Annotated in this window: 23 protein-coding genes; 19 read left to right on the top strand and 4 right to left on the bottom strand. The window is 39.7% G+C overall.

Translation table 11 applies throughout. The annotated features are described in order from the left end of the window. The first annotated feature begins 63 nt into the window (after positions 1 to 63). The 3 genes from AC1M9L_RS01330 (at position 64) to AC1M9L_RS01320 (ending at position 1,600) form a co-directional block, all read left to right on the top strand. Entirely contained in the window at positions 64 to 810 is a 747-nt protein-coding gene (locus AC1M9L_RS01330) for an SLATT domain-containing protein (protein WP_481591110.1), read from the top strand. After that, positions 807 to 1,247, top strand: a complete 441-nt coding sequence (locus AC1M9L_RS01325) for a GIY-YIG nuclease family protein (protein WP_481591109.1) — start codon at positions 807 to 809, stop codon at positions 1,245 to 1,247. The genes AC1M9L_RS01330 and AC1M9L_RS01325 overlap by 4 nt, the downstream gene beginning before the upstream one ends. A gap of 149 nt (positions 1,248 to 1,396) precedes the next feature. Then, on the top strand, positions 1,397 to 1,600 hold the full coding sequence (locus tag AC1M9L_RS01320; protein ID WP_481591108.1) for a hypothetical protein: 204 nt from the start codon (positions 1,397 to 1,399) through the stop codon (positions 1,598 to 1,600). A 225-nt stretch (positions 1,601 to 1,825) separates the two neighbouring features. On the opposite strand, the gene AC1M9L_RS01315 is transcribed toward AC1M9L_RS01320, so the two are convergent. Then, entirely contained in the window at positions 1,826 to 2,203 is a 378-nt protein-coding gene (locus tag AC1M9L_RS01315; RefSeq protein ID WP_481588260.1) for a winged helix-turn-helix transcriptional regulator, read from the bottom strand. 128 nt (positions 2,204 to 2,331) lie between these two features. Between AC1M9L_RS01315 and AC1M9L_RS01310 the strand changes: the two genes are divergently transcribed. The 10 genes from AC1M9L_RS01310 to AC1M9L_RS01265 all read left to right on the top strand — a co-directional run bounded on the left by AC1M9L_RS01310 (position 2,332) and on the right by AC1M9L_RS01265 (position 11,133). Further along, positions 2,332 to 3,189, top strand: a complete 858-nt coding sequence (locus AC1M9L_RS01310; RefSeq protein WP_481591107.1) for an SDR family oxidoreductase — start codon at positions 2,332 to 2,334, stop codon at positions 3,187 to 3,189. A gap of 41 nt (positions 3,190 to 3,230) precedes the next feature. Next, the gene (locus AC1M9L_RS01305; RefSeq protein ID WP_481591106.1) at positions 3,231 to 3,863 is read left to right on the top strand and encodes a nitroreductase family protein; all 633 of its coding nucleotides are present in this window, start codon (positions 3,231 to 3,233) and stop codon (positions 3,861 to 3,863) included. 254 nt (positions 3,864 to 4,117) lie between these two features. Continuing rightward, positions 4,118 to 4,243, top strand: coding sequence for a hypothetical protein (locus AC1M9L_RS01300; RefSeq protein WP_257219874.1), 126 nt, complete (start codon positions 4,118 to 4,120; stop codon positions 4,241 to 4,243). A 52-nt stretch (positions 4,244 to 4,295) separates the two neighbouring features. Then, entirely contained in the window at positions 4,296 to 4,679 is a 384-nt protein-coding gene (locus tag AC1M9L_RS01295; RefSeq protein WP_481591131.1) for a CopG family ribbon-helix-helix protein, read from the top strand. Between the two features lie 11 nt (positions 4,680 to 4,690). Then, positions 4,691 to 6,499 (top strand): allophanate hydrolase, encoded by a 1,809-nt coding sequence (atzF, locus tag AC1M9L_RS01290; RefSeq protein WP_481591105.1) that lies wholly within the window; start codon positions 4,691 to 4,693, stop codon positions 6,497 to 6,499. Further along, positions 6,496 to 7,512: an ABC transporter substrate-binding protein gene (locus tag AC1M9L_RS01285; protein WP_481591104.1), complete on the top strand. Its 1,017-nt coding sequence runs from the start codon at positions 6,496 to 6,498 to the stop codon at positions 7,510 to 7,512. The genes atzF and AC1M9L_RS01285 overlap by 4 nt, the downstream gene beginning before the upstream one ends. Before the next feature lie 271 nt (positions 7,513 to 7,783). Continuing rightward, on the top strand, positions 7,784 to 8,032 hold the full coding sequence (locus tag AC1M9L_RS01280) for a TIGR03643 family protein (RefSeq protein ID WP_481587095.1): 249 nt from the start codon (positions 7,784 to 7,786) through the stop codon (positions 8,030 to 8,032). A 20-nt stretch (positions 8,033 to 8,052) separates the two neighbouring features. Continuing rightward, on the top strand, positions 8,053 to 9,222 hold the full coding sequence (locus AC1M9L_RS01275) for an efflux RND transporter periplasmic adaptor subunit (RefSeq protein ID WP_481591103.1): 1,170 nt from the start codon (positions 8,053 to 8,055) through the stop codon (positions 9,220 to 9,222). A 2-nt stretch (positions 9,223 to 9,224) separates the two neighbouring features. After that, positions 9,225 to 10,436, top strand: a complete 1,212-nt coding sequence (locus AC1M9L_RS01270; RefSeq protein WP_481591102.1) for an ABC transporter permease — start codon at positions 9,225 to 9,227, stop codon at positions 10,434 to 10,436. Then, positions 10,429 to 11,133, top strand: a complete 705-nt coding sequence (locus AC1M9L_RS01265) for an ABC transporter ATP-binding protein (protein WP_092766415.1) — start codon at positions 10,429 to 10,431, stop codon at positions 11,131 to 11,133. The genes AC1M9L_RS01270 and AC1M9L_RS01265 overlap by 8 nt, the downstream gene beginning before the upstream one ends. A gap of 91 nt (positions 11,134 to 11,224) precedes the next feature. Here AC1M9L_RS01265 and AC1M9L_RS01260 read toward each other — a convergent pair whose 3' ends face one another. Beyond that, positions 11,225 to 12,118 carry an ABC transporter ATP-binding protein gene (locus tag AC1M9L_RS01260; RefSeq protein WP_481591101.1) on the bottom strand — a complete coding sequence of 298 codons (894 nt, stop codon included), beginning with the start codon at positions 12,116 to 12,118 and terminating at the stop codon, positions 11,225 to 11,227. Beyond that, complete coding sequence (locus tag AC1M9L_RS01255) at positions 12,118 to 13,062, bottom strand: ABC transporter permease (protein ID WP_481591100.1); 945 nt, start codon at positions 13,060 to 13,062, stop codon at positions 12,118 to 12,120. The genes AC1M9L_RS01260 and AC1M9L_RS01255 overlap by 1 nt, the downstream gene beginning before the upstream one ends. A gap of 249 nt (positions 13,063 to 13,311) precedes the next feature. Between AC1M9L_RS01255 and AC1M9L_RS01250 the strand changes: the two genes are divergently transcribed. The 5 genes from AC1M9L_RS01250 to AC1M9L_RS01230 all read left to right on the top strand — a co-directional run bounded on the left by AC1M9L_RS01250 (position 13,312) and on the right by AC1M9L_RS01230 (position 20,449). Further along, positions 13,312 to 13,749 carry a cation efflux protein, CzcI-like gene (locus tag AC1M9L_RS01250; RefSeq protein ID WP_481587099.1) on the top strand — a complete coding sequence of 146 codons (438 nt, stop codon included), beginning with the start codon at positions 13,312 to 13,314 and terminating at the stop codon, positions 13,747 to 13,749. Between the two features lie 46 nt (positions 13,750 to 13,795). Beyond that, entirely contained in the window at positions 13,796 to 15,115 is a 1,320-nt protein-coding gene (locus AC1M9L_RS01245; protein ID WP_481591099.1) for a TolC family protein, read from the top strand. 1 nt (position 15,116) lies between these two features. Beyond that, complete coding sequence (locus AC1M9L_RS01240; protein ID WP_481591098.1) at positions 15,117 to 16,334, top strand: efflux RND transporter periplasmic adaptor subunit; 1,218 nt, start codon at positions 15,117 to 15,119, stop codon at positions 16,332 to 16,334. Next, positions 16,324 to 19,467 (top strand): efflux RND transporter permease subunit, encoded by a 3,144-nt coding sequence (locus AC1M9L_RS01235; protein WP_481591097.1) that lies wholly within the window; start codon positions 16,324 to 16,326, stop codon positions 19,465 to 19,467. Before AC1M9L_RS01240 ends, AC1M9L_RS01235 begins: the two co-directional genes overlap by 11 nt. A gap of 76 nt (positions 19,468 to 19,543) precedes the next feature. After that, positions 19,544 to 20,449 (top strand): cation diffusion facilitator family transporter, encoded by a 906-nt coding sequence (locus AC1M9L_RS01230; protein ID WP_092766410.1) that lies wholly within the window; start codon positions 19,544 to 19,546, stop codon positions 20,447 to 20,449. 48 nt (positions 20,450 to 20,497) lie between these two features. On the opposite strand, the gene AC1M9L_RS01225 is transcribed toward AC1M9L_RS01230, so the two are convergent. After that, entirely contained in the window at positions 20,498 to 21,913 is a 1,416-nt protein-coding gene (locus AC1M9L_RS01225; protein ID WP_481591096.1) for an LLM class flavin-dependent oxidoreductase, read from the bottom strand. 208 nt (positions 21,914 to 22,121) lie between these two features. Here AC1M9L_RS01225 and AC1M9L_RS01220 point away from each other — a divergent pair, with 208 nt between their 5' ends. Next, positions 22,122 to 23,372: an SfnB family sulfur acquisition oxidoreductase gene (locus AC1M9L_RS01220; protein WP_481588244.1), complete on the top strand. Its 1,251-nt coding sequence runs from the start codon at positions 22,122 to 22,124 to the stop codon at positions 23,370 to 23,372. Positions 23,373 to 23,374: the final 2 nt, after the last annotated feature.

The raw sequence follows: 23,374 nt of genomic DNA, 5'->3' as shown, positions 1-23,374 counted from the left end.
TTAAATTGACAAATATAAGTAATTGAAATAGTTTTATCTTTTTCAAAAAATGAACTTTATTATATGACAAATAATAATGAGGATTGTATACGTTGGCATCCTTGTATAAAAAAGATTATCAACAGTTTCATGAGTTCAGGAAAATGGATATTTAGTTTATATCCTATTGAAACAATTAAGGCAGATATCACTGCTCGAGAAATGCTACATGATAGTATGCGAACAACTGCAAATTGTAGGTATAAAGCATCAGAAAGACTGAGATTCCAAAATACATTCTCTCTATTCACTGCTACATATTTATCACTTGGTCTTATATTAATACCACTCATTCAAAACACAGATATTCATCTGAACTTTTATCCTAAAGTTCTTAATTTGATGCAGGTTTTTCTCGCTGTTGCTGTACTGGTTTATTCTACAATTAATGCAACAGCAAGATATGATGCTAGATCGATAGCCTTAAACGACTGTGGTGACAAAGTCAAAGACATTATTAGAACTCTCAGGGGATTACCACAAACACAAACTAATTTTAGTGACATACAAGAAAAATATAATGATGCAGTTAAAGATTCAGAGAATCATATCCGACTAGATTATCTAAAAGTAATGTTGGAGCGACCAAAAGAGTTTAAAATAACAGGTCTAGTCAGATTATATTATATTTTCAAAGCATTAATGCTTTCTAGTTTTCCCTATTTAATTCCAACTACTATGATTATTATCGAAAGTATTTTTATTCTTGATATGGTTGGCGTCACCAATATTTTGCCTCAATATTTGGGGGGAGTTCCAATAAGAAAATGATTTCACATAAAGCCCGTTTTGAGAATTTAATAGCATTTACAGACATTTTCTTCCAAAATCACTGGAATGTAGAAAAATTGGGGTTACCTCCTAGTTGGTCATCTATACACAAAGACTTCCGAAAAATCCCGAATTACGATAAACAAGGGGTCTATGCTTTTGTCAAAGATGATGAAATTACTTATATAGGTGTCGGTACTTCTCGGGGTGGTGGTTTGTATCGTGGAAATGGATTAAGTGCTAGAGTTATGAAATATTGTCGTTGGCTTGATAAATCTAAAAATATTTATGAGCCTATTGATGCAAGACTAAAAGAAGCAGCGGCAATTGTAACTATTGGTTTTGAACAAGATTATGCTTACCTTGCAAATGCTTTGGAAATCTATTTAATCTCACGACTGCAACCAAAATATAATTACATTAAAACAGGAATGTAAAATTTTAAAAGACCGAGAAACAGGTCTCTAAATTGGTCATTATTTGTCTGTTATTTGCATATCTAGGACATTACCAATATGAACAATATTATTCATTCACGCTTTGTCACTATTTTTACCGATATCTCTCAACAAAATAGAATTCGATGATGGGTAAAAAACTTGAAGACCTCATCAGGGAGCGTAGTTCTGAAAGTCAAAAGCGAATTATGGAAAATGCAAAAATAATTTTGAACGATTGTCTTTCGGAAGATGTGCATTTAACAAAACTAGCAGAAAAAGCTAAAGGGCAAAAAACGATTAAACTCACTTTAGACGAGTTACGAGCTTGCGTTCACCAAAACCGCGCTTAAAAAGTTCGATAAACTCAATCTGCAAATTGCGGAACAGTTTATTCATAATATGATGAAATTTTAGACAATCTAAGGATTCCGAAAAACAAACTCAGAGGATCGGTTGATTTGTGTAAGGTAAAACTCAGGTCGCCAGGCTATCGTTTGATTTAGCAAAGCATTGATTCAAAAATAGTGGTATTGGTTTTAGATATAGACAGCCGTGATACGATTTATAAATAATAATTATTTCAAACTCTCTTTATGCTCTTGTCCCCAAACCGCCATTTGTACCATCAACTTTTCTAATCTCCGACCTGATGGCGTCAGATCATACATTGCAGTTGTTTTACCTGTAATTTCATCAAGAGACTCAATTTTTTCAACTACATTGTTCAATTCAAGTTCTTTGAGCTCTTTAGAAATCATTCTTGGTGTAATGCCTTGCAGCAGACGTTCAATCTCATTAAAACGGCGTGGCTGTTTAATCATGGTTGCAACAATCGCAAGTTTCCATTTGCCATTAATGACGTTCATGGCATTTTTAAGCGCCACAATAAACATCAAATTACATTGGTCATCCTCGCTTAATGTTTCTGCATTCTCTTTCATGAAATCAGCCATCTATCCTCCCATCTCGTCATAAAATTTAATCAAATGAAATCCTAAATTCACTATACAACAGTATAGTGATCTCGTTTTTTAACTCGCCTATAAATTACATCATTGCAAAAATAATCCAAGGTTATTGAATGATTTTAGTTACTGGTGCTACTGGCCATTTAGGGCGAAGTGTAGTGCAACAATTAAAGCAACAGCTACAAAACAATGAATTTGCTGTATTGGCGAGAAACTTAGAAAAAGCCAAACCTTATGTCAATGAACATATTGAAGTCCGTGAAGGAGATTTCAATCAACCTGAAAGTTTAGTCAAAGCCTTTCAGGGTATCGACAAGCTACTTCTCATTTCAACGATGGAAATGAATCGCTTTGAACAACATAAGAATGTCATTGATGCTGCGCGTGAAGCAGGTGTTCAACATGTGTATTACACAGGTTTGTCCATTCAAAATATTGAAAATTCAGCGGTGAAGGATTTGATGATCAGTCATTTTCAAACTGAAGATTACCTCAAAGCAAGCGGACTGAAATATACACTCCTACGCAATACCATGTATGCAGAAGCGATTCCACAAATTATCGGTGAGGGAGTAATCGATACAGGCATCCAGCTCTCTGGAGGTGCGGGAAAAGTGCCTTATGTGCAAAGAGCAGAGTTAGGAGAAGCAATAGCAAATGCCTTAATTCAAAATGATCATGAGAACAAGGTCTATGAGTTAGTCGGCAGCCAAACTTATAGCTATCAAGATATTGCTGATGAGCTAAGTCAACTCAAAACAATACCAGTGGAATATCACGATCTCACTGAAGAAGCCTATCAACAGTTCTTAAAAAGAATCGGTTTGCCCGAATTTCTGATCTATCTAACACATGGCACAGTCGTAGATATTAAACATCGACAGTATGAAGTTCAAAGCCAAGATTTAGAACAACTTTTAGGTCGTCCAAGCCAATCACTCAAATCAATATTGGCGAGTTTATACGCTTAAAGAATTAAAAATATTCACATTTAAACATTATAGGTAAATACATGAAATTATTAGAAGCTTTACAGTGGCGTTATGCAACCAAACAAATGACTGGTGAAAAACTACCGCAAGAATTAGTCGATCAAATTCTTGAAGCTGCGCGTTTAGCACCGACCTCAGCGAGCTTACAACCGTTCCATATTATCTCGATCAGCAACCAAGAACTTAAAGAGAAAATTTCACCAGTTGCATTGAATCAACCGCAAATTACCCAGTCCTCGCATCTTTTGGTATTTACGGCTTGGGATACGATTCCAGACGAGCGTATTGATGAACGCTATAACGCAATGAATCGTGAGCGTCATTTACCTTTAGATACGACCATGGATGTGGTGCAAAACTTAAAGAACCTGTTCTCGACGTTTACTGAAGAGCAGCAATACCACCATACTGCAAAACAGGCTCATATTGGTTTTGGTATGGCAATTGCGGCAGCAGCTGAGTTAGGTGTAGATGCAACGCCAATGGAAGGTTTTGATAAAGATGGTCTGGATGAATTATTAGGTTTAAAAGAAAAAGGCTTAAAGTCTGTGGTGCTATTGGCACTAGGTCGCCGTAATCCAGAAAAAGATTGGTTAATTGGATTGAAGAAATTCCGTATTCCGCGTGAGGAGTTCGTCACTGATATCCAGTAAAGTATTTCATTAGAACAAGAAGACAAAATAATAACTATTCGAGTTGACCGTCTATCTCCAGAAAGGCGGTCTTTTTGCATTTCTGAACATTGAACAAATCAAGTGCACAATTTCGATTCATGCACATTTTTGAATCTTTCCGACGACTTTTTTCCTAGCTCTCTTTTATATATCTCAAGAAAAGTTTTGGCACGTTTTCTGCATTTACCTAGTATTACCAATTCTTTTTTTTGTAATACCTAGAGGTGCTGCAGATGACGACAAATCAATCCAAACAATCGAAGCATCCCATCCTTCAATTCTTCATTGAACTGATGAGCGTCCGTGCGGGTTTACACCTACAACAATCTCAAAAACCTAAGGAGCTCAAACGTGCCTAAACAGAAGCTAGCGCGGATCAGCATCACTTTACCTGAGAATACATTGCAGGCTATGGATCAAAAAATTGTAGATCAACATTATGAAAGCCGATCTCAAGCCATTGTTGACATGATTAACCACCATTTGATCAATGACCTTGTTAGCCGCAATGAAGTCATGGTCGGTACTTTAACCTTATTGTATGACGTCAGTTTAAAGCCATTAAGAACACAACTTATTGATTTACAGCAACAGTTTTTGACTCAGGTGATTAGTTCACTACATATCCAATTAGATGATGACAAAGTCATGCAGGTGATGTTGATGCAAGGGGTCAGCAGTGACCTAAAAGCCATAAGTGAGCAATTTAAAGCATTAAAAGGGGTAATTAAGGGGCATTTAGAGCTGATGGATGCAGTCATGCCACCTATTCCTCAAAATTTGGAACACGTATAAGGAGCACCGTCGTGCAGACATTATGGACTATACAAGATTGGCAACAGGCTTATGCAAATCAAACTATTCAACTGAATGATTTGAAGCGTTATGTTGCTGAATTCTCCAATGATGATCACGCTTGGATTTCAATAGCCAGTGCTGAGCAAATACAGGCGCAGATTGATGCATTGGCCCATCAGGATATTGCTGATCTTCCGTTATATGGCGTGCCATTTGCTGTCAAAGACAATATTGATGTTGCTGGATTCTATACCACTGCGGCGTGTCCAGATGCTGCTTATTTAGCAATGCAAGATGCAACCGTCGTGGCTAAGCTTAAATCTGCTGGTGCAATCGTGGTGGGCAAGACCAATCTAGATCAATTTGCCACGGGATTGGTTGGCGTGCGTTCACCCTATGGGGCTGTAAAAAACAGTTTCAATCCGGATTATATTAGCGGTGGATCAAGCTCTGGCTCAGCGGTTGCAGTAGCAAATGGGTATGTACCATTCGCCCTCGGTACTGATACAGCGGGTTCTGGCAGAGTTCCCGCGGGTTTCAATAATATTGTCGGACTCAAACCAACCAAAGGCTGGTTTTCAGCCACAGGTTTAATCCCTGCATGTCGAAGTATTGATGTGATCTCAATTTTTGCAACTCAAGTAGAGGATGCTTGGACGGTAGCGCAATTGATGCAAGGTTATGATGCGACCGATGCTTATTCAAGACAGCATCCGAGAACAGTTCCGACACAATTTTCGAAGGGCAAGATTGCAATCCCAGATCACTTAGAATTTTATGGTGATACTCAAAGTGAGCAAGCATTTCAAACAGCCATTACTCGAATGAAATCGCTCGGATTTCAAGTTGAAGAGATTGATTTCACAGTATTTAATCAATTGGCTGCCGCATTGTATAACCGCTCATGGGTTGCGGAGCGTACGCATGCCGTCGAACACAAAGTTCGACGTGAGCAATGTTATCCGGTAATTAAGCAAATTATTGATCAAGCTGATCAATTCAATGCTGTAGACGTGATGCAAGATGAGTATCAGCGTGCAGAATGGGCTAGGAAGATCAATCTTCAATTAGAAAATTATGATGCGTTGATGGTGCCAACAGCTCCTACGATTTATCGCATTGCAGATGTTGAAGCAGATCCGATCCAAAAGAATTCGCATATGGGGGCTTATACCAATTTTGTTAATTTTGCTGATTTATCAGCATTGGCACTCCCAAATGTCATCCGTGATGATGGTTTGCCAAGTGGTATCACGTTAGTTGCTGGCGCTTGGATGGATCAAGCTTTGGCACACTTCGGTCAGCAATGGCAAGCGACTTCAGGATTAAATTTAGCAACGTCAAAGCAAGGCTATCAAATTCATAAATCAATAGGATCTGAGCACACCGTTAAATTGGCAGTGGTGGGAGCACATCTCACAGGCATGCCGCTGAATTTTCAGTTAACGAGCAGACAAGCCAACTTGGTTAAAAAAACGCGTACTGCGCCGTATTACAAACTATTTGCTTTAAAAAATACTCAGCCACCTAAGCCGGGGCTACAACGAGATACATCAGGTCATTCTATTGAAGTGGAAGTGTGGGATGTACCAAGAGCATTGTTCGGTGACATTGTTGCTGAAGTCCCAGCACCACTTGGTATTGGCAATGTCCAACTCATTGATGGAACATGGGTGAAAGGCTTTATATGTGAAAACCATGCTTTAGCAGATGCACTTGATATCAGTCACTTTGGTGGATGGCGTGATTATATTCAAGCCTCAAATTTTACCAATACTAAATTTAAGTGCACGAGCATTGGTGAGGTGGTGCAATGAAAACGATGGTATGGGGAGTCATTGGAACTGCACTTATATTCGTGGGTTGTGATAAAACCGCAAAAATTCCAGAACCAAGTCAACATGCTCAAGCCGAAAAATCAATGCAACCGATTCGGATTGGTTACAGTGATTGGCCGGGATGGGTGGCATGGCAAGTTGCTATTGAGAAAGGGTGGTTTAAAGAAGCTGGATTAAACGTAGAGTTTAAATGGTTTGATTATTCAGCCTCTATGAATGCTTTTGCAGCAAACCAATTGGATGCGGTTTCTGTTTCACATGGGGATAATTTGATCATCGCCTCAGGTGGAACGCGTGGCATTATGATTTTAGCAACTGATTATTCATCAGGGAATGATGTCATTCTTGCAAAAGAGGGCATTCATAGTGTGGCAGATCTTAAGGGTAAAACGATTGCAGTCGAAAAAGGGCTAGTCGATCATAATTTATTGAATACCGCACTTTCAGATCAAAATATATCAGCCAATGAAATCAAACTGATTAATGCAGCAACCAACGAATTACCCCAAGTGTTTAGCAGCCCAGATGTGGATGCCATCGCTGTATGGCAACCTGTAGCAAATCAAGCTTTAAAAAGCGTAGCTGGGTCCAAAATCATTTATAGTTCTCAAGATAAACCAGGATTAATCTATGATACGTTGACGGTAAATATGACGCATTTATCTAGGCATCAAGCAGAGTGGAAAAAAGTGCTACAAGTATGGGATCGAACCGTCAAATATATTCAAGATCCTGTGACGAGAAACGATGCTTTGATGATTATGTCCAAATGTGTTGGTGTAGATCCTGAGCAATATGAACAATTCATTCAAGGCACACATTTGTTAGATCTTGAGGCAAATCAAAAGGTATTTAAACGTTCTTCCACTTTAGATTCTATTTATGGATCAACTTATCACGTTAATAAGTTTAATCTTGAAAATGGAGTTTATACGGTAAAACTAGATATTGATGGGCTGATTTATCCAAAATTGGTTGAGTCATTTAAATAAAAAAAAGCCCAGTGCAGAGGGGCTTGCACTGGGCACAAAGTTGGACTGAATGATTGGTCGGTAGAGCAACAGAGTTGCCTACCTTGTATGGATTAAGAATAGATAAAAATGGAAAAACTAGGAAACGGATTAAAATTATAAAATCAATCGTTTTATACGATGAATGCGTTAGCGTGTAAGAAGTGTCTATAAATCAACAAAAAATCACATATTTTTCACGAATCAACAATTAACATAAAAGTTTGATACGTATAAAAAAGGATCATGTGCGTTGTATACAACAGCTGATATTTCTAGAATTATTGAAATGGCCTGGGAAGATCGGACACCCTTTGAAGCCATTCTGCTGGAATACGGATTAAACGAAAGTGCAGTTATTCGATTGATGCGACAACAATTAAAAAAAAGTAGTTTTGAAATGTGGCGTAAACGTGTTGCGGGACGGAATACTAAGCATCTTCACAAGCGCTCACCAGATATTTTAAGAGCTTACTGTACTCGACAATACAAACTGAAGTAGGCCTATTGGGAGATAAAGCTTTGCGTATTTTAAAACAACGAAAATGGTGGATTCTCATTCTGCTCATTTCGATTGGTGGGATATATTTCATTTTCCGTTGGTGGCAAGGTCCTGTAGTCGAAACTTACCTAATCGAAGAAAAACCACTGATTCAAACAGTGGTTGCTTCAGGTCGTGCTGAAAATGTAGCACGTAGTGAAATTGGGAGTGAAATTTCGGGTGTGGTGATTGAGCGACGCGTGCAAGAAGGTCAACGAATAGCAGCAGGAGATGTACTGTTAATTATTCAATCTGATGATTTAAAAGCACAAGTCCGTGAAGCAGAAGTTGCGCTAGAGGAATTGCGGAAAATTCGCTATCCACAAGCGCAGGTTGAATTGAAAACGGCAGAATTCCAATTACAACAAGCCAGTCGCGAAGCAAGACGTCGTCAGCAAACGGAACCGGGAGTGCTTTCTGTAGAGGAAAAAGAACAAGCCTTAGAAGCTGAACGCTTAGCGAGAAATCAATTATCTGCGGCAAAACTGAAGGCGCAAAGCCTTGCTCCAGGTCAAGTGGAAGAAAAAACCTTAAGTGAAAGATTAAATGCACTACGTGCCCAATTGGCAAAAAGTGAAATTCGGGCACAAGTATCGGGTACGATCTTGACGCGTGAAGTCGAAAAAGGGGATGCGATTCAACCTGGAAAGGTGCTCTTTACAGTCGCTGTTGATAGTCCAACGCAAATTAAAGTGGCGGTGGATGAGCAAAATTTACCTTATCTGAAATTGGGTCAAAAAGCGGAAGTGATTGCAGATGCTTATCCAGAGCAAGCATTTCCAGCTGAAGTTAACTTTATTGCACCTAATATTGATCCTCAACGTGGTACGGTTGAAGTCAAATTGGCGGTGAACTCTGTACCCAATTTTTTGAAGCAAGATATGACAGTCTCAGTGAATGTCGAAACAGCACGTCGAAATAAAACCAAAGTAATAGCCAATGACGCGCTTATTGACCCTTCAACCACGCAAGCTGAAGTTATGGTGGTAAGAGAGGGCAAGGTCCAACGTCAATCTGTAAAATTAGGGTTGCGTGGCACTGCCATGTCTGAAATCTTATCAGGGTTGGATCACAATGATCAGGTCGTTATAAAGCATGATCAAGTAAAAGCGGATCAGCGTGTCAGAACTAAGCAGGTACAAGCACTTTGAAGATGAAGCGTTTATGGACCAATTGGCTCATCGCTGTTGGGTTTTTACGCGAGGGTCGCAGTCAAACACTGATGATTATTGGTGGTGTTGCTATTGGTGTTGCCGTTATTGTCTTTATTAGTGCATTAATTCAGGGGCTTCAGTCCAATTTGATTGAGCGTACGTTGGGTACTCAGGCACATATTAGTTTACATGCACCAGATGAGGTCAATCGCGTCGTTAAAGTGCCTGAGGGCGTAGCACACATCATCCATGAAGATCAAAGGGCTCAAAGACTCAAGTCGATCAATAACTGGCAAGAAGTTCTTGAAAATCTAGACAATATCAAGACGCTCAATGCCGTTTCTCCCATGGTTTCAGGGCCTGCACTGGTAAAACGGGGGGAAGCGATTCAGTCAGTTGCGATTATGGGGATTGATTTACCACGGTATCAACGTATTGTACCTTTGCAAGAGTATCTAAAAACTGGTCAGCTTCGTTTAAAAGCAGATGATGTACTCATCGGAAGTGAGTTGGCCAAAGACCTTGGTGTGCGCGTAGGCAGTAAAATTCGCGTTGATAACGGTCAAGATATTAACGCCGTCATGAATGTAACGGGTATTTTTGAACTCGGGGTCAAAGAACTAGACTCACGCTATATGTATATCGATCTAAAGCGGGCACAGTCTTTATTGGGTTTGCCGGGTGGGGTTACCATTATTGATCTTCGTATTTCTGATATTTTCTCCGCAGATCAGGTCGCAACTCAAATTCATCGTCTCACTGGATTAAAAGCTGAAAGTTGGATTGAAAGTAATGCGCAATTGATGAATGCGATTTCAGCGCAAAGTCTTTCAACTAATATGATAATTATATTTGTTGGAATATCTGTTGCATTTGCGATCGCCAGCGTACTCTCCATTACAGTGGTACAGCGTACACGTGAGATCGGAATCTTGCGTGCGACAGGTGCGAGCCGAGAACAAATTTTGATGATCTTTCTCATTCAAGGTGTGATTTTCGGCTTACTTGGTTCTATTGTTGGAATCCTGACCAGTTATGCATTGGTTTGGTCATTTAATGAATTTGGCCCAGGGTTATTCTACATTCCAATTTCACCTTATTTGATTGGATCCGCTTTATTACTTGCAACATTGAGCGGTTTAATTGCAGCGGCGATTCCTGCCCGTCGTGCAGCGCGTTTAGATCCTGTGGAGGCAATCCGTCATGTCTAATCATGATGAAGTACTACGTTTAGAGGCTTTGAAAAAGTCTTATAACATTGGACAACCCAATGAAATTGAAGTGCTGCATGGGATTGATTTTGCGATACATCGTCAAGATTTTGCTGCGTTAATTGGACCTTCAGGTTCAGGTAAAAGTACGTTATTAAATATTTTAGGTTTACTCGATCAACCCACCAGTGGTGAAATTTATTTACTTGGTCAACCAACCAGTCAAATGGAAGATCAACAAAGAACGGAATTGCGTGGGAAGAGCATTGGATTTGTGTTTCAGTTTCATCATTTGATTCAAGCGTTCACCGTTATTGAGAATGTTTTGATGCCTCTAATGTTGGCGCATGGCAAACCCAATCAGCAAGCTTTAGATCGGGCACATGATTTGTTAAAAGCGGTAGGATTGAGTCAATTTGCACAACGAAAAGCCAGTCAACTTTCTGGTGGGCAACAACAACGTGTCGCAATCGCCAGAGCTTTAATCACTCAGCCTGCTTTACTCCTCGCTGATGAACCTACAGGTAATCTAGACAGTCAAACAGCGAGCGAAGTCTTTGAGCTGTTTCGTGAAGTAAATGAGCAACAAAATTGTGCGGTATTGTTAGTGACCCATGATCCACGATTATCCGCTACATGTGATCGAACCATTCAATTGGTAGATGGGCGAATTGAACGTGATGAAATGATGTCGTGATTAAACCAAGGCTGCATTTAAAATGGTGTGGTCAAAAGGATTGATGTTGTATGCTTTATCCTGACCGTTTGTGTGATCAGGATATAGCGACTTATTTAGAATGACTGACCTTGGTCATTCTTGGAATTTTAGGTAAGTCGGCGAGTGCTGGATCAAGTTCATCTTCTTCAGCATGTACCAAAGCATCTACACGTTGTCTTAACGATTTAAATTTTTCAGTGAGCATCAATTCATGCTGACGTGGTCTTGGTAGATCAACCTCAATGATTTCCTTAATTTCGCCAGGATTGGCCTTCAATGCCACAATCCGATCGGCCAGTAAAATCGCCTCGTCCATATCGTGTGTCACAAAAATAATCGTGATATCAATATTGGCCCAAAGATCGATCAGATGCTTTTGCATTTTTTGACGCGTATGAGGATCTAAAGCCCCAAAGGGTTCATCCATTAAGAGAATTTTTGGCTGATTCACGAGCGCGCGAGCGATGGCAACGCGTTGTTTCATCCCTCCAGAAAGTTCATGAGGGTATTGCTGCTCAAATTTTTCAAGTCCGATAATGTTGATCCATTCACGGGCTTGCGCCTCAGCTGTAGCATTGCTGGCACCTCGCATGAGTGGACCAAACATGACATTTTCTTTTACCGTTTTCCATGGAAACAGTGTGTAGCCTTGGAAAACCATGCCACGCTCTGGACTCGGTCCTGTGATGGTTTCACCGTCTACCAGTAATTCACCACTGGTATATGGATCAAGACCTGCCACAATACGGCTAAAGGTAGATTTACCGCATCCTGAAGGACCAATAACACAGATAAATTCACGTTTATGAATTTTTAAATCTAAAGCATTTAAAATGGTGCGCTCAGTTTTTCCGTGGCTAAACTTTTGGGTGAGATTTTTTGCTTCTAAAATGACGGGACGAGCGTAAATTTTGTCAAAGTAAGCGCGGGCATCAAAATCTGAGGGTTGAAGTGCTGAAGACATTAGCGAACTCCCGTTTTCCATTTAAATAATTGCTGTCCAAGTTTCATTAAAATCACGTCGCAAATCAGACCAATCAAACCGATAATCAAAATTGCGGCGAAAACATTGTCAAAGTTTTGATAGCGAGCTTGTTGAGTGATGAACCACGTGATACCGGATGTACTTCCTATGAGTTCTGCAACGATTAAATAGGTCCAAGCCCAACCTAAAAGTACACGAAGGTTTCGATAAATTTCTGGGAGTGCAGCAGGGATGACTACATAAAATAAACTTTTGATTTTGTTGGTTCCTAAGGTGAATCCAGCTTCAATAAGACTGCGGTCGACCAGACGGGTGGTATTGGCAATAATCAGAATTTGTTGGAATAAGGTACCAATCACAATAATGGCAATTTTAGGTGCGTCATTAATGCCCAAAATCGCAACAGCAAGAGCGCCAAAGGCTGGTGCAGGCAGATAGCGAAAGAACTCTACAAAAGGTTCAGTTAATTGAGAAATTTTATGAGAAAAACCGCAAAGAATACCCAAAGGAATACCAATCAAAGAAGAAATAAAAAATGCGGTAAACACCAGTTTAATGCTGTGCCATAAACTTTCATGAAACCATGGTGCATTCGCTTGAGCGGGTGGTGTTGTAAATGCGGTCACTAAGGCTGTAGCGACTTCATCTGGTGCGGGTAGGTAAATGGGATTAACCAAAATTCCCCGAGGTGGTGGCAGTCCTTGATCGACTGCCAATTTCGCTTCAGCATAATAAACTTCTCTACTGACACGGCTATCGACTTGTAAAAATGTTGTGCTACCAGAATCTGTGATTTGAACTTGGGGATGCCAAATAAAAGGCAAATAACTCACTGCACACCAGATTAAAATTGGAATTAAAAACGATCCAAAACCAAGCAAAAATTTATGCTTTTGACTCAATTCTCGTGCAACATAGCTCATCGTTGCCACCTCAGTAATACAAAAAATAAAATTCGTATGATTAGGTTGCAAAATCGATGCCATTTTCGAAGCGTGCTTTAAAAGCGCTAAATTTTTAAGTTTTCATTCATTTTTCTTATGTACATTCTTTCAATATCTTCAATATCAAGGTTTCGATCATCAAAATATGATGGAGAATTACAACTCTTCACTTGATGGTGATCACTATCACGTTTTAAATGCAGATAGAAATGATGAGAGCCTGCTTAAATGAGATCGGCTAAATTTGTGACATTCTTAGCATGTATGTTCATGTTCCAAAGCCTTTGGAATGTGGCGGCGGCTTTTTGTGTTCATGAAAGCGACTCAACATCGACACAAAGTTTTCACTTTGGTCATCATCAACCTGTACTTTGCCAAGCCGATCTTTCAAATAAAAGTCCGAAGTCCCAAATTGAAAAAGGCTTCGTGCTTGGTGATGATCAAAGCGTGACGCTAGAAGAAAAAGCGCAAATCGATGTTTTGGATCATCAAGATCATCTGCCGTCAATGTCTCAGTTTATTCTTGCTGTAAACGAGAATTTGCCTTCATCACAACACATCGAAAAGATTTACCAAAATCACTTTCTTTGGATTAATGCCTATCAATCGCCTCATTTAGGTAAAATCCCTCCGCCTCCTGAATTAACCCCGCTATTGGTGGGGTAGCCTAAAAATTTCCCACCACTTATTTTTAAATTAGTGGGAAATTCACATGTCTTTTAAATTAAAACATTCTATTCGATTATGGCTGGTTTTAGGTTCGCTTAGTTTGGGTGCAAATGCTCAAGCAATGACAGTCAATTCGCTTGAACAAGCACTCGTTCAAGTGTCTCAATATCAACAATCAGAACAGATTTGGCAGCAACGACAACAAATGTCAGAACTTGCAGTCAAGCAAAGTGGACTTTGGCAAAACCCGACTATCAATCTCTCTCGAGATGGTTTTGGTTCGAGTCAAGATCAAGAATTGAGTCTTGGTATTATTCAGCCGATCGACATTTTTGGTCAAAGACGGATTCAAAAAAATATAGCGCGTTTGGCTGGGCAACAAAATGAATTGCAAGAAAAGTTGTGGGAAGCACAAAGCCAATTAATCGTGAAGTATGCTTGGTCACAGTTTTTAATTTCGCAATCTGAAGCACAAATTCAAAAGTCTCAACTGCAAGTCAGTCGTGAAACTTTAGACAGCGCTAAAAAACGATATCAGGCAGGAAGCATAGCTTTGGTTGAGTATGAACGAGCGCAGATTGAAGCGGCAGAAAATGAACGCAATTATCAGCAAGCCATTTTAAATAAGGAAATTGCAAAACGTAATCTTTCTAATCTCTGGGGAGAAACTGAAGCAGAGGTGAAGGTTGATTCAAATCGGATTTATTGGCCTGACCAAGTTGAACAGAATGTTCAAAATTATATTTCTGCAGGTTATTTAGAAAAGCTTTATGCACTCAATGTTGTACAGGCTAATCAACGAATTGAGCAACTTAAAGTAAAAGCAAAACCAAATCCAAATTTGAATGTAGGGATGACGCGAACAAAAGCGCCCAATGAGACAAACGATACGAGTTTATCTGTGGGTGTCGATATTCCGTTCAATATTTTTAATCGTCAGCAATACCAAATTCCGCTTGCACAACGTCAGCAATCTCTACTTGAGCGTCAACAACAAAGAGAACTCAAACAACAAATTTTAGAGATTGCAAACTCATTTCATCAGGTGCGTGGCTTAAAACTGCAGTATGACGCTGTACTGAGACAAAAAGACTTGTCTGAAAAAGTACAGATGCGCTCTTTGCTTGGTTTTAAAAATGGAAAACTTTCAATCACTGAGGTGCAACAAGCAACGACACAATTACAAAATATTCGGCTCAGTCAAATTCAGCTCTTAAGAGAGGCATGGCAAACCGCACTAGCTGCTGAGGCATTAAGTATCGGTATTAGTTATGAACAAATTAGTCGTTCAGATGCCTATACCCAATTACTCAAAGAGGCTGTGTCACAGTCAGAAAATTTCATCAATATAGGGGCAGAATAAAATGAGATCTATACAACAAGGAAAAATAAACCAAGCATTCCTCATCGCCCTGATTATTGGGGTGACGATAGTTATCGGGATTTGGATTTTTTTCAAAGATAATAAGAAAACAGCAATTGTTGAGAGTGAAGAGCAAGCTGAAACGTCGAATGGCGCAGAAGCTGAGCATGCAGAAGAAGATGAGATTGAACTCACATCTAAACAGCTAGTCGAACATAGTATAAAAATAGAATCAGCTCAATTAGGTGCAATTCCGCGATACACAAACTTGCCTGCAAAATTGATGGTAAATACAGATCAACAAGCGCATATTTCCCCTAATTTTGCTGGTCATGTTGAACAAGTGAATGTAGCACTGGGACAAGAAGTAACTAAAGGTCAAGTACTTGCAGTATTAAGTGTCCCAGAGCTCATTGACCAACAAGCGAATTTGAGAATGGAGCAATCCAATTTAGATTTGGCACGCCAAGATTTGCAACGTGAACAACGGATGTGGTCGCAGGGGATCTCCGCAAAACAGGATTTGCAACGTGCTGAAAATGCATATCGTCAAGCACAAATCACAGTGCAAAGTGCCAATGCACGTTTACAAGCTTTGGGAGCTTCAGCAGGTTCGAATGGTCGTTTTACTATTCGTTCGCCTATCTCGGGCGTGATCAGCCAAAAAGACATCGTGGTAGGTGAAAATGTGCAACTTGCAGATCAGATTTTCATCATCGAACAATTAGAAGATTTATGGCTCGAATTTGTGCTACCTGCAGATGCGAGTAATCAAATTCGTGCACAACAAAATATTCAATTCAAATCTTTACAATCAGGTCAGACGTATACAGCAGTTGTGCAATCGTTAACGTCGCAAGCAGATGCGCAGACTGGTCGTTTGATTGTTCGCGCTAAAGTTCAAGGAAAGGCAAGTGAGTTAAGACCAAATTTGATGGTAAATGTTGAACTTCAAAGTCCCGATGCATCCAATGTATTACGCGTTGCAAAAAATGCAGTGCAACAAATCGAAGGTAAATCAGCAATATTTATTGTTACAGAACAAAAAAATGGAAAACTCCACTTTAAAGCACAACCCATTGAAGTAGGTGAAATGTCTTCAGATGGTCAATGGGCAGAAATTAAGTCTGGTCTTCAAGCGGGGCAAAAATATGTCAATCAAGGCAGCTTCTTACTGAAATCGGAGTTAGAAAAAGGAGAAGCTGACCATGGGCACTAATCATGACATGCCGAAGGCTGAAGGGCTATTTGAGCGAATTATTCAGTTTTCAATTCAACATGCGATTTGGGTCATGCTGTTTGCCTGTGCTTGGATTGCTGTTGGAGTTTATAGTTATCAAAAATTGCCAATTGATGCAGTTCCAGACATTACCAATACACAGGTTCAAATTAATACCCAAGCTAATGGATTTACTGCGCTCGAAGTTGAGCAACGCATTACGTATCCAATTGAAAATGCCATGGCGGGGATACCAGATCTTGAATTAACACGTTCGATCTCTAGGTATGGTTTATCTCAGGTCACTATTGTCTTCAAAGATGGCACAGATATTTACTGGGCACGTCAACAAATCAATCAGCGTGTGCAAGAGGTTCAATCCGAATTACCTGATGATATCGCACCTACCATGTCTCCAGTATCTACGGGGCTGGGTGAAATTTATCAATGGGTACTAAAAGCTGAGCCAAAGGCTAAAAAACCTGATGGTTCTTCATACACAGCAATGGATTTACGCGAAATTCAAGATTGGATCGTGCGTCCACAATTGCAACGCGTAAAAGGCGTTGCTGAGGTGAATAGTATTGGAGGATTCAATAAAACATATGTTGTTTCGCCAGACTTGAATCGTATGCAACAACTACAAGTCAGTTTGACGCAACTTCAACAAGTTCTTACTGAGAACAATGAAAATCGTGGAGCAGGATTTATTGAAGATGGAGGTCAACAACTGACAGTACGAGTTCCTGGAACACTGAATACGATACAGGATATTGAAAATACAACGGTGGTTACCTTAAATGGAAATCCTGTCCGTGTTTCAGATATTGCTTCAGTGTCGATTGGACATGATCTTAGAACAGGCGGAGCGACCTATAACGGAGAAGAAACCGTACTCGGCATCGCCATGATGATGATGGGTGAAAACAGCCGTAGTGTTGCACAAGCTGTTGATCAAAAAATTCAAGAAATTCAAACCACACTGCCCGAAAGCGTAAAAATTGAAACTGTTTACGATCGTACCACCTTAGTCGAGAAAGCCATTAAGACAGTTCAAAAGAACTTAGTCGAAGGGGCGATTTTGGTGATTGTGATTTTATTCATTTTCTTGGGAAATATTCGAGCGGCTTTAATTACAGCATGCGTGATTCCACTTTCGATGTTATTTACATTATCAGGTATGGCACAGCAAAAGATTAGTGCCAACCTTATGAGTTTAGGTGCGCTAGATTTCGGAATTATTGTAGATGGGGCAGTGGTAATTGTCGAAAACTGTATTCGCCGATTAGCTCATGCCCAAGAACAGTTAAGACGACCTTTAACACGTTCAGAGAGATTTAAAGAAGTATTCCTTGCCGCTCGTCAAGCGCGCCGTCCTTTAATTTTTGGTCAAACGATTATTTTAGTGGTGTACTTGCCCATATTTGCTTTAAGTGGTGTTGAAGCAAAAATGTTTCACCCTATGGCACTCACCGTAGTATTAGCTCTTATTGCTGCGATCATTTTATCCATTACTTTTGTTCCTGCTGCAGTGGCTTTATTTGTAACAGGTGAAGTCAAAGAAACTGAAAGTAGATGGATGTTATGGTTAAAGAAAAAATATCTAAAAGCATTAGATATGACTTATTTATATCGAACGGTCATGTTAACGCTCGCAGTTAGTATTTTGGTTTTAACAGGGTTGTTGGCGACACGTCTAGGAAGTGAATTCGCACCGCAATTAAGCGAAGGTGATTTTGCTATTCAACAAATGCGTTCACCCAGTACCAGCTTAGAAGAATCATTAAGAATGCAGGAAATGACTGAGAAACTTTTGCTTCAAAATTTTCCAGAAATTAAAAATGTTTTCGCACGAACGGGTACTGCTGAAGTGGCGACAGATGTGATGCCACCCAATATCTCAGATGGATTCATTATGTTGAAACCTCGTCAAGAGTGGCCGAATCCCAAAGAAAGCTTAGATGATTTAAGGTCACGTATTGAAACTTTTTTGGAGACTTTGCCTGGCAACAATAGTGAATTTTCTCAACCCATTGAATTGCGTTTTAATGAGCTCATTTCTGGAGTCCGCAGTGACATAGGTATAAAAATTTTTGGCGATGATATGCAGGTGTTAAACGATGAAGCTGCCAAAATTGCCAAGATTGTGCAAAAAATCAGTGGCAGTACCGCAGTCAAAGTAGAACAGACTTCAGGTTTACCCTTATTAAATATAGACGTAAATCGTTCTTTAGCAGCGCAATATGGTCTTTCGGTTCGTGAGATACAAAATTTAGTCGCTTCAAGTATCGGTGGTCAACAAGTCGGTGAAATTCTACAAGGCGACCGCCGTTTTGATTTTGTTATTCGACTTACTGATCAAGATCGGACAGTCATGGGGATTGCACAATTACCCATACAACTCCCCAATGGTGGGACAGTAAGACTGGCAGATGTGGCTACAGTTTCAAATATTGATGGTATGAATCAGGTGAGTCGTGAAAATGGCAAGCGTAGGATTATTGTGACGGCAAATGTTGAAGGGCGAGATCTGGGTTCATTTGTCCAAGAGTTGCAATCTAGCCTCACGACATATGCATTACCGAGTGGCTATTGGATTGAGTATGGTGGACAGTTTGAGAATTTGGCATCTGCCAAAGCTAGAATGACTATCGTGATTCCATTGGCTTTGATTACGATTTTTATCCTGCTGATGGCTGTATTCAAAAATATAAGAGAAAGTTTATTGGTCTTCACGGGCGTACCCTTTGCTCTCACGGGGGGAGTCTTATTTTTATGGTTACGTGATATTCCCATCTCAATGTCTGCGGGTATTGGTTTTATCGCTTTATCAGGTGTCGCTGTTCTGAATGGACTGGTTATGTTGACCTTTATTAAGGAGCTAAGAAGTGAATACAGTTTAAAAGATGCCATTTGGCAAGGTGCAATGTTGCGATTACGTCCTGTGCTGATGACTGCTTTTGTGGCGTCTTTAGGATTTGTTCCAATGGCGCTTGCTACGGGTACGGGTGCTGAAGTACAGCGACCGCTTGCGACAGTGGTTATCGGTGGAATTATTTCATCCACCATACTGACGCTACTACTTTTACCTGTATTGTATAGGTGGATGAATCAAGCAAAAGCAGAACAATAAATTAAACAATAACATTATGTATATGAATCAGAAGCCTCACTTTATTTTAAGTGAGGCTTCTGATGAGGAGTATAAAATGGGTAGTTCGCATAATCATGATCACAGTCATGTGGAAGTCAGTAAAGACAACGCAAAGAAACTAACTTTTGCTTTAGCCTTAACCACGACATTTTTAATTATTGAAGTTGTTGCTGCATTTATTACTCAAAGTTTAGCTTTGCTGTCAGATGCTGCACATATGTTTACTGATGCTGCTGCTCTAGCCATCGCGTTGGTTGCAATTAAGATTGGTCAAAAGCCTGCAGACAATAAGCGAACTTTTGGTTACCAGCGATTTGAAATTTTGGCAGCTCTATTTAATGCGGTGATGTTATTTATCGTTGCAATTTATATTTTGATAGAAGCGATTCATCGATTAAGTAATCCTCCTGAAATTCAGAGTGTTGGAATGATGATAGTCGCCGTCATTGGCTTAATCATTAATTTAATTTCGATGAAGATTCTTTTTTCGAGTAGTAAAGATAGCCTCAATGTCAAAGGTGCATATCTAGAAGTATTAAGTGATGCACTTGGTTCTGTAGGTGTGATCATCGGTGCTGTGATTATTTATTTTACAGGCTGGGTACTTATTGACACGATTATCGCAGTCCTGATCGGATTTTGGGTCTTACCACGTGCTTGGATTCTCGCCAAGCAAAGTGTAAATATCCTACTTGAAGGTGTACCTGATGAGATTGATATTGAAAAGCTCCGTACAGATTTATTATCGCTTGAAGGAGTTAAGGACATTCACCAACTCAAAGTTTGGGCGATCACATCCAAAAAAGTCATGCTCACAGTTCATTTGGTTGCACCGAATGTCGATCCTAAACGTTTACATCAACAAGCTTTTGAAATGTTAAGTCATGATCACCATATTACTGAAATGACCTTGCAGATAGAAGATGATGCATATCACCATGAACTAGAACATCAGCATTAAAAAAAGCCCCGAAAAGCGCTTTTTTACATATAGAGAATTTAAATTGATCTACACAGATTCAAGTGTTGCGGTTTGGGTTGAAGTGTGCAGCCCATTCGTTGATGACTTACGGTATTGAGCACCACGATGATCATCTGGAAGTAATGGTCCATGACCAAACAACTTTTCTCTCAGTGTCCCCTTGGTATATTCTGTAGGGTAAACACCGCGACGTTGTAACTCAGGAACGACGTATTCGACCACGTCTTCAAAAGATTGATGTGCCAAAATATAAGCCAAATTGAATCCATCAATGCCAGTTTCATCCACCCATTCTTGAAGACGATCGGCTACTGTGCTTGGTGAGCCGACAATCACGGGGCCGTTTCCACCTACACTGGTCCATTTTGCAATTTCTTCAATGGTCCAAACTTTATCTGGATCTGCTTCTACGTAAGATTGCAACATAGACTGAATGGCATTGGTATGAATATATTCAACCTGGTCTGTAGCTTTGAATTGTGAAAAATCTACACCAGACCACCCTGAAGCGAGTGTTAATCCACCATCATAACTACCGTAAGATTGATACTCTGCAAATTTAGCCTGTGCTTTTTCATCAGTTTCATCGACCACAATCGCAAGCATCGTATAAATTAGAACTGCATTTGGATCTTTACCTTCCTCAATAAGATTCTGACGAATTCCTTGTGCTAACTTTTTTACAGCAACTTTCGTTGGTGCAGATATAAATACGCACTCTGCATTTTGACTGGCAAATTTCTGTCCACGCTTTGATGCACCAGCTTGGTATAATACAGGTGTGCGTTGCGGAGAAGGTTCACAGATATGAATACCTGGCACGCTAAAATATGTACCTTCATGAAGGATTGGATGAACTTTGGTGTGATCCGCAAAAATACCAGCAGCTTTGTCGCGTCGTACCGCATCATTTTCCCAAGAGCCTTCCCAGAGTTTATATAGAACTTCCAGATACTCGTCTGCAATATCATAACGATTGTCGTGACTTACTTGGGTTTTTAAACCTAAGTTTTTGGATCCGCTTTCTAGATATGAAGTCACAATATTCCAACCCGCGCGACCTTTGGTGAGATGATCCAACGTGCTCATACGTCGTGCGAAGGGATAAGGATGTTCGAATGAAATAGAGGTGGTTACGCCAAAGCCTAAATGTTGGGTGACTGCTGCCATTGCTGGAACAATCTGAATTGGATCATTCACAGGAACTTGAACAGCACCATTTAAAGCATGTTGAGCCGATTGATGATACACATCATAAATACCCAAAACATCTGCAAGAAAAATACCGTCAAAAATACCTTTTTCTAATATTTTTGCTAAATCAGTCCAATATTCCAAATCTTTATATTCTGTAGAGCGATCGAGCGGATGACGCCATAAGCCTGGGGACTGATGTGCAATGCAATTCATTTCAAAAGCATTAAATCGTATATGTTTATTCATAATGAAAATATAAAATAATTAAATGTTGATATTCTGATTATATGAAATATCATACTTATTATTTAATGAGAAAAACTGCAATATACATAATAAAAAAATAAATGATTTGATTATGTTTGAAATCAGATTAGTAAATAAAATAATCGTATAAAAAATTAAAATAATTAGTGCTAATTTAATTTTATTCAATTTTTTTGAAGAGAATAAAATGACCGCACAAATAGATATAAAATTGCATGAAGCTGAAATTTCAAAAGAATTCTACCAAATTCATCAGCCAGCGCATGTGATTAAGACAGATCAAGAAGCGATTCAAATCGCACAACAGCTCGCTGAAGATTTTGCAAAGGAAGCCTCCATTCGTGATCATGAACGCCGTTTACCTTTGAGTGAAATTAACAAGTACTCTCAATCAGGGCTTTGGGCAATTAACATTCCAAAGCAATATGGCGGTGCAGGAGCGAGCTACAAGACTCTCGCTGAAGTTGTTAAAACCATTTCTAGCGCTGATCCATCACTAGGTCAAATCGCACAAAATCATTGGGTGTTTCTAGAGCATATCCGTTTAGATGCCACCGAAGAACAAAAACAATTCTTTTTTAAAGCAGTACTGGGTGGAGAGCGTTTGGGGAATGCTTTCTCAGAAAAAGGGTCTAAGACGGTTGCCGATCTCACCACAAAAATAGAATTTGATGCTTCTGGCAATGGGATTGTGAATGGACAAAAATTCTTTGCAACTGGAGCTTTACTGGCACACCGCATTCCAGTTGTTGCGATTGATGCTGAAGGAAAACCATTTGCTGCAATCGTGCCACAAGGGACAGAAGGTGTAAAAATTACCAATGATTGGAGTGGGTTTGGTCAGCGTACAACGGTCAGTGGATCAGTCGAATTAAACAACGTTAAAGTAGATGCAAAATATATCGTTCCAATTTATCAAGCTTTTGTAAGACCGACAGCAGCTGGAGCAATTTCTCAATTTATTCAAGCTGCTGTAGATGCTGGGATTGCACGTGGTGCGATTCAAGAAACGATTCATTACGTTCGTAACTTTGCACGTCCATGGATTGATTCAGGTTTAGATAAAGCAAGTTCAGATCCATATACCATTGCCAATATTGGTGAATTGAAAATTAAGCTGCGTGCTGCTGAAGCCGTTCTGGATTTGGCAGGATTAGCGATTGATTTAGCACTTGCTGAACCGACCGAAGATCATATTAATGAAGCAACATTGCTCGTGGCTGAAGCAAAAGTCTTAACGACTGACATTGCGATTTTAGCAGCGAATAAATTATTTGAGCTTTCTGGCACGCGTTCGACCTTATCAGAATTAAATTTAGATCGTTATTGGCGCAATGCCAGAACACACACTTTGCATGATCCCGTGCGTTGGAAATACAACATTGTAGGAAATTATTTTCTAAATGATGTCCCACCACCACGTCATCCATGGAGCTAAGG

It is taken from the genome of Acinetobacter sp. ANC_7511 (assembly GCF_056779975.1).
This window is presented reverse-complemented; position numbering and strand designations above follow the sequence as displayed.